At 36.9% G+C, this 17,184-nt stretch carries 3 protein-coding genes, 1 pseudogene and 1 CRISPR repeat array; all 4 genes and pseudogenes read left to right on the top strand.

All coding sequences use genetic code 11. The annotated features are described in order from the left end of the window. Nucleotides 1–21 precede the first annotated feature (21 nt). Entirely contained in the window at nt 22–534 is a 513-nt protein-coding gene (cas4, locus tag PGC14_RS00200; RefSeq protein WP_271629199.1) for a CRISPR-associated protein Cas4, read from the top strand. A 5-nt stretch (nt 535–539) separates the two neighbouring features. After that, entirely contained in the window at nt 540–1,520 is a 981-nt protein-coding gene (cas1b, locus tag PGC14_RS00205; RefSeq protein WP_271629200.1) for a type I-B CRISPR-associated endonuclease Cas1b, read from the top strand. 254 nt (nt 1,521–1,774) lie between these two features. Beyond that, nucleotides 1,775–2,038: a CRISPR-associated endonuclease Cas2 gene (cas2, locus tag PGC14_RS00210; protein ID WP_041722450.1), complete on the top strand. Its 264-nt coding sequence runs from the start codon at nt 1,775–1,777 to the stop codon at nt 2,036–2,038. Between the two features lie 208 nt (nt 2,039–2,246). Then, nucleotides 2,247–16,461: direct repeats of the CRISPR family, unit length 29 nt; unit sequence GTCTTATCTGAACTATGAGGGATGTAAAC. A 187-nt stretch (nt 16,462–16,648) separates the two neighbouring features. Next, nucleotides 16,649–17,176: pseudogene (locus PGC14_RS00215) on the top strand (IS110 family transposase); the annotation flags it as partial. Between the last annotated feature and the right edge of the window lie 8 nt (nt 17,177–17,184).

The following is a 17,184-nucleotide window of genomic DNA, read 5'->3' on the forward strand; positions in this document are numbered from 1 at the left end:
AAAAGAGAGTGAAAATTAGATATGGAAAATTATCAAGAGTTCAATGATCTAAAATTTCAGAGCATAAAAATCAACTACCTTTATGTTTGCAAAAGAAAACTTTGGCTATTTAGCAAAAACATAACTTTTGAAAATAGGTCTGACAAAGTGCTTCTGGGCAAAGTCTTACATGAGCATTCATATCCAAAAGAAAACAAAAAAGAAGTCCTGATTGACAACCTTATCATGATAGATATTTTATCAGACGGCAGTATCAGAGAAGTAAAATATAGTAGCAAAATGAAAGAAGCTGATATTATGCAGGTTATGTACTATCTTTACTATCTAAAGCAAAGAGGAATTCAAAAACAAGGAATAATCAATTATCCAAAGGAAAAAAGGAAAGAGGTGCTGAGGCTGACCCCTGAGTATGAAGAAAAGGTAAAGCACGCTTTAAAAGAAATAGAAGAAATTACAACAAGGTCTATTCCACCGCCGGTTACAAAGCAAAAGATATGCAAATCCTGTGCATACTTTGAATTTTGCTGGGGGTAAGTCTGATGCAAAAAACACTTTACATAACCTCAAATGGAAGACTCAGAAGAAAAGACAACACACTTTACTTTGAGACAGAGACTGAAAAGAGGTCAATTGATATCGAAAACATTGAACAGATACACATCTTTGGTGAGGTTGATTTGAATACCAAGGCTTTGAATTATATCTCTCAATACGGCATAATTCTTCACTTTTACAACTATTACGGCTTTTATGCAGGAAGTTTTATGCCACGAAAGAAAAACATTTCTGGAGATGTTGTTGTTCGGCAGGCACTCCATTACCTTGATAGGGAAAAGAGAATCTTCTTGGCATACTGTTTTGTCGAATCAGCGGTTTATCATATGATGAGGAATTTAAGAGAAAGAAAAGAAGCAGAGGCTTTTTTGAATGCAATTGAAGATGAATGGGAAAATGGCAGGTTTAACATTTCAAGCATATCAGAGCTTATGGGGCTTGAGGGAAGAGTGAGGAATATTTACTATTCATCTTTTAATCAGTTTTTGCCGGAAGATTTCTATATGGAAAAGCGTGAAAAAAGACCACCGACAAATCCGATAAATGCTTTGATTTCATTTGGAAACAGCCTAATTTACAGCACAGTTTTAACAGAGATTTACCACACCCAGCTTGACCCAAGCATAAGTTTTTTGCATGAACCAAGCGAAAAGAGGTTTTCACTCAGCCTTGACATCTCAGAGATTTTTAAGCCTCTTGTTGTAGATAGCGTAATTTTCAAACTTTTAAATAATCGCCAGATTACACTTGAACACTTTGATGAGGATTTGAATTATTGCTATTTGAATCAAGAGGGAAGAAGGATATTTATAAATGAATTGAGGAACAAGCTTGAGACGACAGTTCGCCACAGACAGCTTAACAGAAATGTATCTTACAAAGGATATATAAGGCTTGAGTGTTATAAGCTTATAAAGCATTTTATAGGAGATCAAGTTTACTCACCTCTAAAAGCGTGGTGGTGAGAACTCTTGCAAAGACACCTGACAGAAGTTAAAAAGCAAATTATGGGACATTTTTTACGGGCACAGCGTGCTAAATGTAGTTAAATGGGTGATATCTAAAAACGAATTTAGCACGTGGACAATGTGTTAACCAAATTGGATTTATCCTTAATTGGAGTTAAGTTTAAGTAAGACTTATTCACAAAAAATTTTTTAATATTCTTATAAGAGACTTTGGTATTGGAAGTTATCTTCCTATGAGGGAGTGATGCAAAATATTTGTAATAGTTACATACGACGTTAATGAAAAACGTGTGAATAAAGTTCGAAAAATTTTGAAAAAGTACCTCACTTGGGTACAAAACTCTGTATTTGAGGGTGAAATAACATATGGCAAGCTTGAAAAATGCAAACGGGAACTTTTTTCTGTGATAGAAAAGGATGAGGATTCAGTGTATTTTTACGAGATGGAGTATAAAATTGTATGCAGCAAGAAGATACTTGGACAGGAGAAGAACTATGATTCTGTGATACTGTAAGTATTGCAAGAAACAACCAATTTGCAGCAAACCTAAAAAAGTAACAAGCTGAGCAACTAGCTTGTCAATTCTGCAAGAGAAGTCGATTTAGTATTTTATTCCAACAACCTATCACCCCTTTGCTGCAAATAATATTGATTGCAAAGTAATATGGGATAAGGTATAATTGTAGGTAGTAACTGAGTTACAAGGTTTTTTATAAAAGTGGGTCTTATCTGAACTATGAGGGATGTAAACGATAAAGTGCTTGAAGAAATGCAAAATATGAAACAGGTCTTATCTGAACTATGAGGGATGTAAACTTGTTGTGCTGCAAAAAAACATCTACAGAGGTTTGGTGGTCTTATCTGAACTATGAGGGATGTAAACAAAATCAAGGACGTTGCAAGTTTTTCGCTGTGTAATTCGTCTTATCTGAACTATGAGGGATGTAAACATTTATCATAAATCTTCAAATACTCACCAATATATAGTCTTATCTGAACTATGAGGGATGTAAACTTAAAAATCAAATCAGTTCTAAAATCTTTTTTTGTTGTCTTATCTGAACTATGAGGGATGTAAACAGCGTATTGAATCTTTTTGGTCTCTAATAGTTCAAGGTCTTATCTGAACTATGAGGGATGTAAACTAAAAGCAAAATTTCGTGATTTAGCAGCATTTTTGAAAGTCTTATCTGAACTATGAGGGATGTAAACATTTAATAGAAACTGGTATCAAGTTTACGAAGATGTTGTCTTATCTGAACTATGAGGGATGTAAACACGCTGTAAAAGGTCTTGTTGTGTATGGTGCAAAGGGTCTTATCTGAACTATGAGGGATGTAAACTTGATTTTTTTAACTGTTGTGAAACGTGTTTTACCAGGTCTTATCTGAACTATGAGGGATGTAAACTAGAGCTTAGCTAATTTGCACTGTATTGCTAACATAGTCTTATCTGAACTATGAGGGATGTAAACTAATCATATGAATAAAAAATATCATGAGTCCTATAAAGTCTTATCTGAACTATGAGGGATGTAAACGGACTTGCTTGAAAACTTTGTAATTAACGTTATTAAAAAGTCTTATCTGAACTATGAGGGATGTAAACGCGGTGTATGTCATAGACACTTGCTTTAGAAGCGTCAGTCTTATCTGAACTATGAGGGATGTAAACATTTTAATGATCATGTTGTTTTGATTGTTAATTAACAAGTCTTATCTGAACTATGAGGGATGTAAACTGAGGAGGTTAAAAGTCTTGTGAGAGATTTTAGAAATGGTCTTATCTGAACTATGAGGGATGTAAACAGTATATCATCAGAATAATTACTTGAGTCAGGTTCAGTCTTATCTGAACTATGAGGGATGTAAACTTAAGCAAATCAATTTTATTAGAATCAATTAACCTAAGTCTTATCTGAACTATGAGGGATGTAAACCTACCCTACCCTTCATCCTTTATCACTCCTCAATATGTCTTATCTGAACTATGAGGGATGTAAACAGTATATCATCAGAATAATTACTTGAGTCAGGTTCAGTCTTATCTGAACTATGAGGGATGTAAACTCCAGTGCGGATTGGATACAGACTTATAGTCTACCGGTCTTATCTGAACTATGAGGGATGTAAACATCAACACAATAGGAGCACATGTGTATGGGCACAACTCGTCTTATCTGAACTATGAGGGATGTAAACTTGACAGAGGGGAGAGGTTGCGGTTTTCTACCTTATTGTCTTATCTGAACTATGAGGGATGTAAACCTCTTTGGAGTGGCTTTTTTCTTACATAATTTTTAAGTCTTATCTGAACTATGAGGGATGTAAACATTTCTTGAACTGTAGTTGTATTTGATGAGTTTCCTTGTCTTATCTGAACTATGAGGGATGTAAACACTGTATTGACAAAAGATTTTAACGTCAGAGAAACGAGTCTTATCTGAACTATGAGGGATGTAAACTTTTCAATTAATTCCATTCAGCCTATTCTTACAAATGAGTCTTATCTGAACTATGAGGGATGTAAACATGTAACTCGGTATTGTAATCTTGCGTTCGATAAATCGTCTTATCTGAACTATGAGGGATGTAAACTTCTCTCCTTTGAGTTCAAAAGAGTTAGAAGTCATCGTCTTATCTGAACTATGAGGGATGTAAACCAATATCCAGCGTAATCCATACCATACTAAAACTGCGGTCTTATCTGAACTATGAGGGATGTAAACGTATATAGTTGGTAGCATTGATAGCAATATGGCAGTCGTCTTATCTGAACTATGAGGGATGTAAACCCTTGTGATTAAAGGCTCAAAGTATTTGCCGACGCCGGTCTTATCTGAACTATGAGGGATGTAAACGTTATTGTACTCTGAAAATTTTTTAGCATTGTTTGTGGTCTTATCTGAACTATGAGGGATGTAAACCTGAATGTAGTTGGTGCACATGTGTACGGGCACAATTCGTCTTATCTGAACTATGAGGGATGTAAACAATGAAGAAATCTTGATTCCGTATGGGTTGAATTCTGGTCTTATCTGAACTATGAGGGATGTAAACTATAATAGCTGTCGACAAAATCAGTCCTTTCCTCATTGTCTTATCTGAACTATGAGGGATGTAAACGAAACTTTACAATAAATTTGTTAACATATGAAGTTGGTCTTATCTGAACTATGAGGGATGTAAACTTATTAGAGAGAGGTTAGTTACAGTTAAAACCAAAAAGTCTTATCTGAACTATGAGGGATGTAAACGTTTCTGTGACGTATATATCCTTTACACTGACGTATAGTCTTATCTGAACTATGAGGGATGTAAACAACAACAATGCAACAAGTTATGGCAAGGAAGCACTGCGTCTTATCTGAACTATGAGGGATGTAAACGAGATAATGTCACAGGATGAAGGTATAAGAAAAGAGGTCTTATCTGAACTATGAGGGATGTAAACCTTTATGTTTTTCATACAGCTTTATATCCTGCCCTAGTCTTATCTGAACTATGAGGGATGTAAACTATATCAACTTGTTTACCGACATCAGCAACCACCTGTGTCTTATCTGAACTATGAGGGATGTAAACAATCAAAACGCTTTTCCCAGTCTTCCTTAATCGGCACGTCTTATCTGAACTATGAGGGATGTAAACACTATTTAAGTAAACAGCTGCTTCATCAATTACAAGTCTTATCTGAACTATGAGGGATGTAAACTATGATAACTTTTACCACTTCCTGGTTTACCACTATATGTCTTATCTGAACTATGAGGGATGTAAACCTCACAATACTCTCTAACTTCATATTTTTCTTCTCCTGTCTTATCTGAACTATGAGGGATGTAAACGTGATTTGTTGGAGTCTAAGCAATTCTGTAAGGATTGTCTTATCTGAACTATGAGGGATGTAAACTTCTTAAGTAATCAAATTTATCCATGAGCTCTTCTAGGTCTTATCTGAACTATGAGGGATGTAAACATTATATACATCACGCTTTAAATTATTAATACTAAGCAGTCTTATCTGAACTATGAGGGATGTAAACTATTCCCTAAGACCTCTTCTTCTTCTCTAATTCTCTCGTCTTATCTGAACTATGAGGGATGTAAACTATCTTGACTCATTACAAAGGGCAATTGACGGAGGCGTCTTATCTGAACTATGAGGGATGTAAACTGCAGGAAGGACTTTTGAAAGTCAAAAACGGTAGTGAGTCTTATCTGAACTATGAGGGATGTAAACTCTCTGTACGACGGCCCAATCATTTAGAGCGTCTACGTGTCTTATCTGAACTATGAGGGATGTAAACTAAGTCTGTGTATGTGAACCTTGCAACCCTGAATGTGGTCTTATCTGAACTATGAGGGATGTAAACAACGGCACAAAGTTCATGGAGTCGGTGCTGTCTGGTGTCTTATCTGAACTATGAGGGATGTAAACACCATTACAAGTTTGAATCCCGTGATTTTGACAGAAAGGTCTTATCTGAACTATGAGGGATGTAAACACTATTTCAGTAGTTGCTAAAGGTTTATCTACGTCTGTCTTATCTGAACTATGAGGGATGTAAACCTTTTAGAGCTGCTAAAATAGCTTTTTTGTCTATCTCGTCTTATCTGAACTATGAGGGATGTAAACAAGTCAAAATTAGTAATTATTGAAAGCGAGGGATAGGTCTTATCTGAACTATGAGGGATGTAAACGAATTTGTAAAAACAAAAGGGATAATTGAATCTGATAGTCTTATCTGAACTATGAGGGATGTAAACTTTATTCTGCCCTGTTCATCTTTGACTACATACTGCGGGTCTTATCTGAACTATGAGGGATGTAAACAGGTTCATAAAACATATTTGGTAATTCCTTACCAACGTCTTATCTGAACTATGAGGGATGTAAACGTGTTTGGATTATATAATGGTATGCAGAGAGTAAGTGTCTTATCTGAACTATGAGGGATGTAAACTACATATTTCGGCGGCAATTCTAATAGGACGCAATGCGTCTTATCTGAACTATGAGGGATGTAAACTACTTTACAACAGTTCTACAAGTTTCGCTCAATTGGGCGTCTTATCTGAACTATGAGGGATGTAAACGTGGAATACACATTTGGTTTGTATACCAGAAGGACACGGTCTTATCTGAACTATGAGGGATGTAAACGCAAATTATCAACAGCAGTTTAGAGAAGTTAGTGAATAGTCTTATCTGAACTATGAGGGATGTAAACTTTAAATCAGTAAACCATTGCATCATTATTGCCCTTCGTCTTATCTGAACTATGAGGGATGTAAACTTGCAGTATGTTTTTATGTTTAAAACCGAGTAAATTAATGTCTTATCTGAACTATGAGGGATGTAAACAAATTTTTGAGACAAGAATTTTTTCTTTTTTGTCAGGAAGTCTTATCTGAACTATGAGGGATGTAAACATTATTGAGATAAACAGCCGCTTCATCTATAATTATGTCTTATCTGAACTATGAGGGATGTAAACTTAAAGAAATCAAGAACCGCTGGTGCTACATCACCGTCTTATCTGAACTATGAGGGATGTAAACTTCTTAATTTGAATTTATATGAATCAAGGCTATAACAAGGTCTTATCTGAACTATGAGGGATGTAAACATAGAATTTATAGAAAAGTTTTGCAAACATTCAAAAGTCTTATCTGAACTATGAGGGATGTAAACTGTGAACTCTTAACAATGCCAAGAACTTTCTTGGTGTGGTCTTATCTGAACTATGAGGGATGTAAACAAAAAAGAACTTCAGCTTAGTGTTGAAGTGCTATTTTGTCTTATCTGAACTATGAGGGATGTAAACACAACTGCAGCTGGTGCATACTGCATGGCATATGGGCCAGTCTTATCTGAACTATGAGGGATGTAAACATCTTTAATATTTGTTATGTCTACAGAACCTTTATAAGTCTTATCTGAACTATGAGGGATGTAAACCTTAGTCTCAGGTCCAGTTGCATAAAATCTCTTGGCTGTCTTATCTGAACTATGAGGGATGTAAACTTACATTAAAGGAAGCTAAAGAATTAGGGTATGAGCCTGTCTTATCTGAACTATGAGGGATGTAAACATCTACGCTTGCGTAAACAGAACAAAAAATAAAGCTTGGTCTTATCTGAACTATGAGGGATGTAAACAAGATGATGTAGCACCATATGTCGCACTTGGCTTTAGAGTCTTATCTGAACTATGAGGGATGTAAACTTTCTTGTCTTGTTTTGTCGAAAAACTCTATTTTTAGTCTTATCTGAACTATGAGGGATGTAAACAAATGGTAGGCTATGGAGTAGGGCAACGTCCTACTCGTCTTATCTGAACTATGAGGGATGTAAACTGACGAATTCGATCACTTGTGCTATGAATGAATCTTTGTCTTATCTGAACTATGAGGGATGTAAACTTTTTGTTTCTTGACAATTGATTTATTGGAGGTTTATGTCTTATCTGAACTATGAGGGATGTAAACGGTTTAATTGTATTTTTAACTTTATTTAAAAATTCAGAGTCTTATCTGAACTATGAGGGATGTAAACTTTTCTGTTTATTTTCTCCTCAGCCGCCCCGCCCACGGTCTTATCTGAACTATGAGGGATGTAAACGTTGATATACAGCTAATTGAGCAAATGGTTACAAATGAGTCTTATCTGAACTATGAGGGATGTAAACTATTTTGGCTGGTCTTTTTTTATTTTTCTTTGCAAGTCTTATCTGAACTATGAGGGATGTAAACACGATAACACCCCCTATAACTTAATTTGAATTTATGTGTCTTATCTGAACTATGAGGGATGTAAACGCAAGGCGAAAATAGCACGTGCGATTCCACCAAGTCAGTCTTATCTGAACTATGAGGGATGTAAACTATAACACAAGATAACGGCTTGTGTCTTTGTACAGCGGTCTTATCTGAACTATGAGGGATGTAAACCCGGTGCCCCCCAGCCGTGGAGCCTCTTCTTTCACTAGTCTTATCTGAACTATGAGGGATGTAAACAACGAAACAGGCAACAGCAACGCAATCTCACGCAGGGGTCTTATCTGAACTATGAGGGATGTAAACAGAAACTTGCTCAAGAACTTGGTATCCAGTTTGACGTTGGTCTTATCTGAACTATGAGGGATGTAAACTCGTTATATTCGTACGTTCCTTCGATGCTCCATTCGTCGTCTTATCTGAACTATGAGGGATGTAAACATTGAAGAGGTCAAAAAGATATTGCTTATGAAATATGGGTCTTATCTGAACTATGAGGGATGTAAACGCTTTGAGGGATACTGTTTTGGCACCGTCGACAGATATAGTCTTATCTGAACTATGAGGGATGTAAACTTTGTTTATGCAATTTTAGCTTATCTCATAGCAAGCTATGTCTTATCTGAACTATGAGGGATGTAAACAATGTCTTCAGAACGAATTGGTTTTATTGCAGACAAGTCTTATCTGAACTATGAGGGATGTAAACTTAGATACAGCATATATTAAAGCACCTTCTACTCCCTGTCTTATCTGAACTATGAGGGATGTAAACTGGTTTTAAAAGAGGTGATGTATTGTGAAGGTAAGAGGTCTTATCTGAACTATGAGGGATGTAAACGTCTGGAAAAAAGTTTGGGGTGAGATGATAGACATGTCTTATCTGAACTATGAGGGATGTAAACTCTGTGAATATCATAGACGCTTGCCTTAGAAGCATCGGTCTTATCTGAACTATGAGGGATGTAAACTGCTAAAAATTTTTATTTTTATAATTCGACACACGTGTCTTATCTGAACTATGAGGGATGTAAACTTCTGACATAGAAGTGATATCCTATTCCAGCCCAGCCAGTCTTATCTGAACTATGAGGGATGTAAACCTTGTATATGCTAAAAAACCATTACTCCTCCAACTTGGTCTTATCTGAACTATGAGGGATGTAAACGTCTATTTAACTCACTAACATTACCTATCTTCGCCAGTCTTATCTGAACTATGAGGGATGTAAACGAAGTAATTTCTCATATTAATATGTCTGACCTCATACGTCTTATCTGAACTATGAGGGATGTAAACGACGTTTAATTGCATTGCTTAAACAAACATAAATAAAGTCTTATCTGAACTATGAGGGATGTAAACGTGTATTCAAACCTGATGTAGTAACAACCAAAGGACTGTCTTATCTGAACTATGAGGGATGTAAACGCAGCACAAAAACAAGCAATTGTGGAATTGATTAGGTGTCTTATCTGAACTATGAGGGATGTAAACATAGAACTCTCTGACTTCAGCCCATCCACAAAACTCGTCTTATCTGAACTATGAGGGATGTAAACGAAATACGTTCTACCAAAATTTACACCATTCACCAAGTCTTATCTGAACTATGAGGGATGTAAACTTAGAATTCTTTAGGGGGGATTGGGTTGCGTACATTGTCTTATCTGAACTATGAGGGATGTAAACGTATGTATTATTTCTTGCCCGGCGTCATGGTGGTTTGAGTCTTATCTGAACTATGAGGGATGTAAACCAAGGTTTTGAGTCTTTCTTTTGTTACTTCTAAAATTGTCTTATCTGAACTATGAGGGATGTAAACATACAAAGAACTAAAGAAAATAGCATTCGAAAAAGAAAGTCTTATCTGAACTATGAGGGATGTAAACTCTGAACATTTTTAGCGATGTACTTAGAAATGTTCGCTCGTCTTATCTGAACTATGAGGGATGTAAACTCAATATTTTACTGTCAATACCAAACAGTTTGTAAAATTGTCTTATCTGAACTATGAGGGATGTAAACTTTCGTAAAAAATAGATAGCCTGCCACTGCAACCGTGTCTTATCTGAACTATGAGGGATGTAAACTTTTTTGTTCATTCGCTTTAGAAAACTTACAGCCTTGGTCTTATCTGAACTATGAGGGATGTAAACTTTCTGGTATTTGGGGATGTGTTTAAAGATGAATGAAGGTCTTATCTGAACTATGAGGGATGTAAACTACTCTTCTTATTTGTATTACCTCATCAGCCAATTCGTCTTATCTGAACTATGAGGGATGTAAACCTTTTGTCTGTAACTTTGAAATCATAAAAGGAGAGTGGTCTTATCTGAACTATGAGGGATGTAAACTTCTGGTTTTGAATCGAATACAAATTCTGTTTTCGAAGTCTTATCTGAACTATGAGGGATGTAAACTTTGTTACATATTTGCAAGGTGGGATGATAAATGGCATGTCTTATCTGAACTATGAGGGATGTAAACGTAACATTCATTTCGTCCCCCTCCTTTTTGTTTTTCCGGTCTTATCTGAACTATGAGGGATGTAAACGCTTACAACAGTTATTTTGTGAAAATCAGCAAAGCAGGGTCTTATCTGAACTATGAGGGATGTAAACTTACAATTATGAACAAGACAAACTTGAGATTGAAGCTGCAAAGTCTTATCTGAACTATGAGGGATGTAAACTCTATACAATGCCGTACAAGATATTACACAAAAATACGTCTTATCTGAACTATGAGGGATGTAAACTGGCGTTTATGTCAACGTGTCTATGTTACAGTCAACCGAAGTCTTATCTGAACTATGAGGGATGTAAACGAGGAGCAAGTAATACAGCGATTTACAGCAGCGTTTGTCTTATCTGAACTATGAGGGATGTAAACACAAAAAGCAAAAGAAGAGGATTAGTAACAATTACGTGTCTTATCTGAACTATGAGGGATGTAAACTAAAACTCTACTATAAAAAATAGGAGGTTGATTTATAAGTCTTATCTGAACTATGAGGGATGTAAACTCTGGATAGTCAGAACGCTGAGGAATGTTACTTACAGTCTTATCTGAACTATGAGGGATGTAAACAATCAGTATATGTCCGCTTATGATTTTTATTACAAAAGTCTTATCTGAACTATGAGGGATGTAAACCTATAATCTCCCAAGCTCTTGAATATTCAACGTTTTTGGTCTTATCTGAACTATGAGGGATGTAAACGTCATAGCTATATCGAGCATAGGTTTTTTGAATATGCTGGTCTTATCTGAACTATGAGGGATGTAAACTAGGTGGCATAGCTGGTGTAAATCAGAAGAAAATTATTGTCTTATCTGAACTATGAGGGATGTAAACTCTTTGTATAGTGCAACAGCATAAGCTGCGACTATTTGTCTTATCTGAACTATGAGGGATGTAAACTTAGTTGTAAGTATGTCACTTTTTTGCTAGCGTCAAGTCTTATCTGAACTATGAGGGATGTAAACATGAAAAAATCTTTAAACTTCTTACAAATCCACTTTGTCTTATCTGAACTATGAGGGATGTAAACATGCAGGATGACCTTGCAGTCTACCTTCATCGTCCGGTCTTATCTGAACTATGAGGGATGTAAACGTCAAACACAAGTTTTATGCCTCGCTCAGTCGTTTGGTCTTATCTGAACTATGAGGGATGTAAACGCTTGCAGGTGACCACTTCCGGGGCCACAGCTAATGAGTCTTATCTGAACTATGAGGGATGTAAACTTACAATTATGAACAAGACAAACTTGAGATTGAAGCGTCTTATCTGAACTATGAGGGATGTAAACAATGATTTTGTAGTGTTCAACACGAGTGCAACATTAAGTCTTATCTGAACTATGAGGGATGTAAACGGCTTTCCACCTGCGCCGCAGCGGACCTTAATGCGCGTCTTATCTGAACTATGAGGGATGTAAACTTAGAAAGGCTCTCATTGAAAATGGCATCCAGGCGAGTCTTATCTGAACTATGAGGGATGTAAACGTTATAAGCGTAGGTCGTTTCGGTGGTCACGATAAGGTCTTATCTGAACTATGAGGGATGTAAACAAGCAAGTTAGGCTCGAATATAAACTCAAAATCACTGTCTTATCTGAACTATGAGGGATGTAAACCGTCTTTTACTATAAAGAATCTGCTTCTTTCACTGTCTGTCTTATCTGAACTATGAGGGATGTAAACGCGGGAGTACTGAACAAAAATTGGCTGGCCAGTAAGGTCTTATCTGAACTATGAGGGATGTAAACACACGTATAGCTCGATGGTTTTGTGCTGAGTTAAAAGTCTTATCTGAACTATGAGGGATGTAAACCACTTTAAACATCTCACATATCCATAATGCTTTTTGCGTCTTATCTGAACTATGAGGGATGTAAACGTTCTGCATAAGCCTGTGCAAGCTCCAAAGCCACTGGTCTTATCTGAACTATGAGGGATGTAAACTCGTAATTGAGATTTGAGAATGCCCCAGCCGGTCTGAGTCTTATCTGAACTATGAGGGATGTAAACACGGAGACAGCGTTTGGATTGACAAGAATAAGATTTGCGTCTTATCTGAACTATGAGGGATGTAAACCAGGCTCAGAGGGAAGGTTGCACAAAAAGATGGGACAGGTCTTATCTGAACTATGAGGGATGTAAACTATGTTCATTAGGGATTGAATTTAGAGATAGTTATATGTCTTATCTGAACTATGAGGGATGTAAACAGATGAGCTTAACAACTGGCTTGTGCCGAAGTTTGGCGGTCTTATCTGAACTATGAGGGATGTAAACCTTGTGCAGACGCTAAGCATGGCACAGACAATAGCGTGTCTTATCTGAACTATGAGGGATGTAAACAATGGGATCCTCGAACCACCAGGGCGCCGGGCAATGTCTTATCTGAACTATGAGGGATGTAAACTGCTCTTATTTCGATACAATTTGATTGACAAGATTTTAGTCTTATCTGAACTATGAGGGATGTAAACAAACGCTGCAAAGTGGATAGAGGAAAATGTACCGAAGTCTTATCTGAACTATGAGGGATGTAAACTCATTATTAAGAAAGATATAACATTGTTTGTTTTGTTGTCTTATCTGAACTATGAGGGATGTAAACAAATTTCGTTAACTCTTTTTTGAATTGTTCTATATAGTCTTATCTGAACTATGAGGGATGTAAACTGACAAAAAGACCAAGAGAATCAAAGGTTCATTCTGGAGTCTTATCTGAACTATGAGGGATGTAAACTTTATATCTTCATAATCTAAACTAATATCATTATTAGTCTTATCTGAACTATGAGGGATGTAAACGCTTTTTCGATTGTCAAGCTCGGGTCTTCCCATTGCAAGTCTTATCTGAACTATGAGGGATGTAAACGTGATTCTTTTTTATATCTTCTTATCGCAAAAACTTGTCTTATCTGAACTATGAGGGATGTAAACTTCTACTTGAAGCCAATACCGATAAACACCAGAGATAGTCTTATCTGAACTATGAGGGATGTAAACTTTCTACCATATACTTACATGGGTGCAGGAACACAGTTGTCTTATCTGAACTATGAGGGATGTAAACCCTACAACCAATACAACTGCCGAAAGCGCGCCAAAAAGTCTTATCTGAACTATGAGGGATGTAAACTATATTGCTCCAACACTCCTAAATCTACACTCTGAGTCTTATCTGAACTATGAGGGATGTAAACCTCCGGGGAACAGAAAGATACCGGGCTCAGCAGGTGCGTCTTATCTGAACTATGAGGGATGTAAACCAATATTTCATCTTGCTGAGTGTAGTTTTTCTTCATCAGTCTTATCTGAACTATGAGGGATGTAAACTGTCTATTTCCTCTTCATCTTCTTCTTCAACAGATTCGTCTTATCTGAACTATGAGGGATGTAAACATGGTTATCGTATCCACGTGCTTACCGTGCCACTTGGCGTCTTATCTGAACTATGAGGGATGTAAACTGTTTAGACTGTGCTAAGCTTCTCATCAATGCTGGTAGTCTTATCTGAACTATGAGGGATGTAAACCATTTATGAATTTATTATCAAGACAGATTATAACAGAAGTCTTATCTGAACTATGAGGGATGTAAACTTTGGAATATCTGTCGACGGTGCCAAAACAGTATCTGTCTTATCTGAACTATGAGGGATGTAAACTTAGCATGGTTTGTTGGGGTATTTGTTTTGGCTTTGGGTCTTATCTGAACTATGAGGGATGTAAACGTTAATGATTTTACCACGTTCATGCACTTCAAGCCTCAGTCTTATCTGAACTATGAGGGATGTAAACTTTCGGGAGATACAAAAGGGCTTGCAGTTCAGAGTGTGTCTTATCTGAACTATGAGGGATGTAAACTCACTACCACTATCAGAACTACCTGCAGCATAGCTGTCTTATCTGAACTATGAGGGATGTAAACAAAATAGAAATTGTATCACCAAAGAAATTAGACTGCGTCTTATCTGAACTATGAGGGATGTAAACTTCTTCCCTCCCAACTCAGGCAATAATCTGTTGCTTCGTCTTATCTGAACTATGAGGGATGTAAACCAGCGTGCAGTGTAGCACTATAAACAAGATAGCACATTGTCTTATCTGAACTATGAGGGATGTAAACAAGACAACGTACGGCATAGCTGCACCGTCGGGTACAGTCTTATCTGAACTATGAGGGATGTAAACATGCGAAAAGGGCAAATTGAACTGATTGCAAGGTTTGTCTTATCTGAACTATGAGGGATGTAAACCTGTGTTGGAAGATTAGAAAGGTAAGTCTTCTTCGGTCTTATCTGAACTATGAGGGATGTAAACCTTAGCGAATTCAAAGCTCAATTTAATAAATAAGGAGGTCTTATCTGAACTATGAGGGATGTAAACCACATTACGAACAGAATACAAATCTTCTCTGTAAATTTGTCTTATCTGAACTATGAGGGATGTAAACGCAGGTTTTGTGGGGTTAGCCTGCTGGGGAAAGCCTTGTCTTATCTGAACTATGAGGGATGTAAACGTTCGATTATCTCATGTATCAAAGTAGCTTCCTTGTTGTCTTATCTGAACTATGAGGGATGTAAACTTGCGCTTATCCAGCAAGGCGAAGGTAGCATAGAGGTCTTATCTGAACTATGAGGGATGTAAACGCGAATTACGAAAGCTCGCTTGTTTCACGGCCTCACGGTCTTATCTGAACTATGAGGGATGTAAACTTTTTATTTGACCGCCCAAGGCGAAATTGTGGTTATTGTCTTATCTGAACTATGAGGGATGTAAACTTTCGTAATCCTTAAAACGCCTGATTGTTTGATATACTGTCTTATCTGAACTATGAGGGATGTAAACGTAGAAGTACTTGAGAGAAAGGACGCTGACGCTGAGTCTTATCTGAACTATGAGGGATGTAAACGTGAAAAGTATTTTTGATGTCGGCAACTTCGTTTCTGGTCTTATCTGAACTATGAGGGATGTAAACAATGAACAAGAGGTTTAGAAACATCAGCTACGATGAGTCTTATCTGAACTATGAGGGATGTAAACCTATTTCAATTGCCCTTGTGTGAAGCTGTGCAAATGAAGTCTTATCTGAACTATGAGGGATGTAAACATGCTATAGCGACATGGAGGGTTAAGAGATGGAAGAGGTCTTATCTGAACTATGAGGGATGTAAACTTCTTCCCTTAGTCTCTTCACGTCCTCACGTGCAAGGTCTTATCTGAACTATGAGGGATGTAAACCGTTGAGCCATTGTCTTATCCTTTCACCTAACTCTGTCTTATCTGAACTATGAGGGATGTAAACTTAAAAACCTTACAGCTTCGCTTTTCTTCAATTCACGTCTTATCTGAACTATGAGGGATGTAAACTCATGTAATTTCCTTCAGCACAGATACCAACACTGTGTCTTATCTGAACTATGAGGGATGTAAACTGTTCAATGCAGCCTTGCCCAGCTCATTCATTTCTTTGTCTTATCTGAACTATGAGGGATGTAAACTGCTATGAACAGAAAAGTTGCAACTGTCGTCAAACCGTCTTATCTGAACTATGAGGGATGTAAACGAATATAAAAGCTTGTGTATCAATAATAGCAATCCTGTCTTATCTGAACTATGAGGGATGTAAACATCATCACAAATGCCGCACGAACCATAGTAGTATTTAGTCTTATCTGAACTATGAGCATTCCTGTAATGAACGAAAATGAGTGAAAATGAAGAGAAATGAGATTTGAAGAGATAAGGTACCTCCTGGTAAAATACAGAATGTAAGTTGTACAACTTACGACAAAACACAACAAAGGAGGTACCCTCTTTGAAGTATACACAAAATGAAAAGATATTACAAGTAACAGAGAGAACTTTAGTTGTAGGAGTAGACATAGCAAAGGAAAGGCATGTAGGCAGAGCATTTGATTTTAGAGGAGTGGAGCTTGGCAAGAGAATAGAGTTTGAGAATAGGAAAGAAGGTATGGAGAAATTTTTGGATTGGGCAAATAAGATAATGAAAGCAAATGGCAAAGACAACATGATAGTAGGGATAGAGCCTACAGGGCATTACTGGCTGTGCTTTGAGCAGTATCTGAGAGAGAATGGCATAAAAGTGGTTTTAGTGAATCCTTTTCACGTGAAGAGGAGCAAGGAGCTTGATGATAGTACGCAAACTAAGAGCGATATAAAGGATCCGAAGACGATAGCGATGCTTGTGAAGGATGGAAGATATACAGAGCCAAATATACCTGAGGGTATATATGCTGAGATGAGAGTAGCGATGAACATATATGAAAGGCTTCAAAAACAGCTGAACGTTTTAAAAAATCAAATAATCAACTGGCGGGAGTTAAAATAAAA

Origin of the sequence: Caldicellulosiruptor sp. DIB 104C, from assembly GCF_028198085.1 — a bacterium.
Lineage (GTDB): Bacteria > Bacillota > Thermoanaerobacteria > Caldicellulosiruptorales > Caldicellulosiruptoraceae > Caldicellulosiruptor > Caldicellulosiruptor saccharolyticus.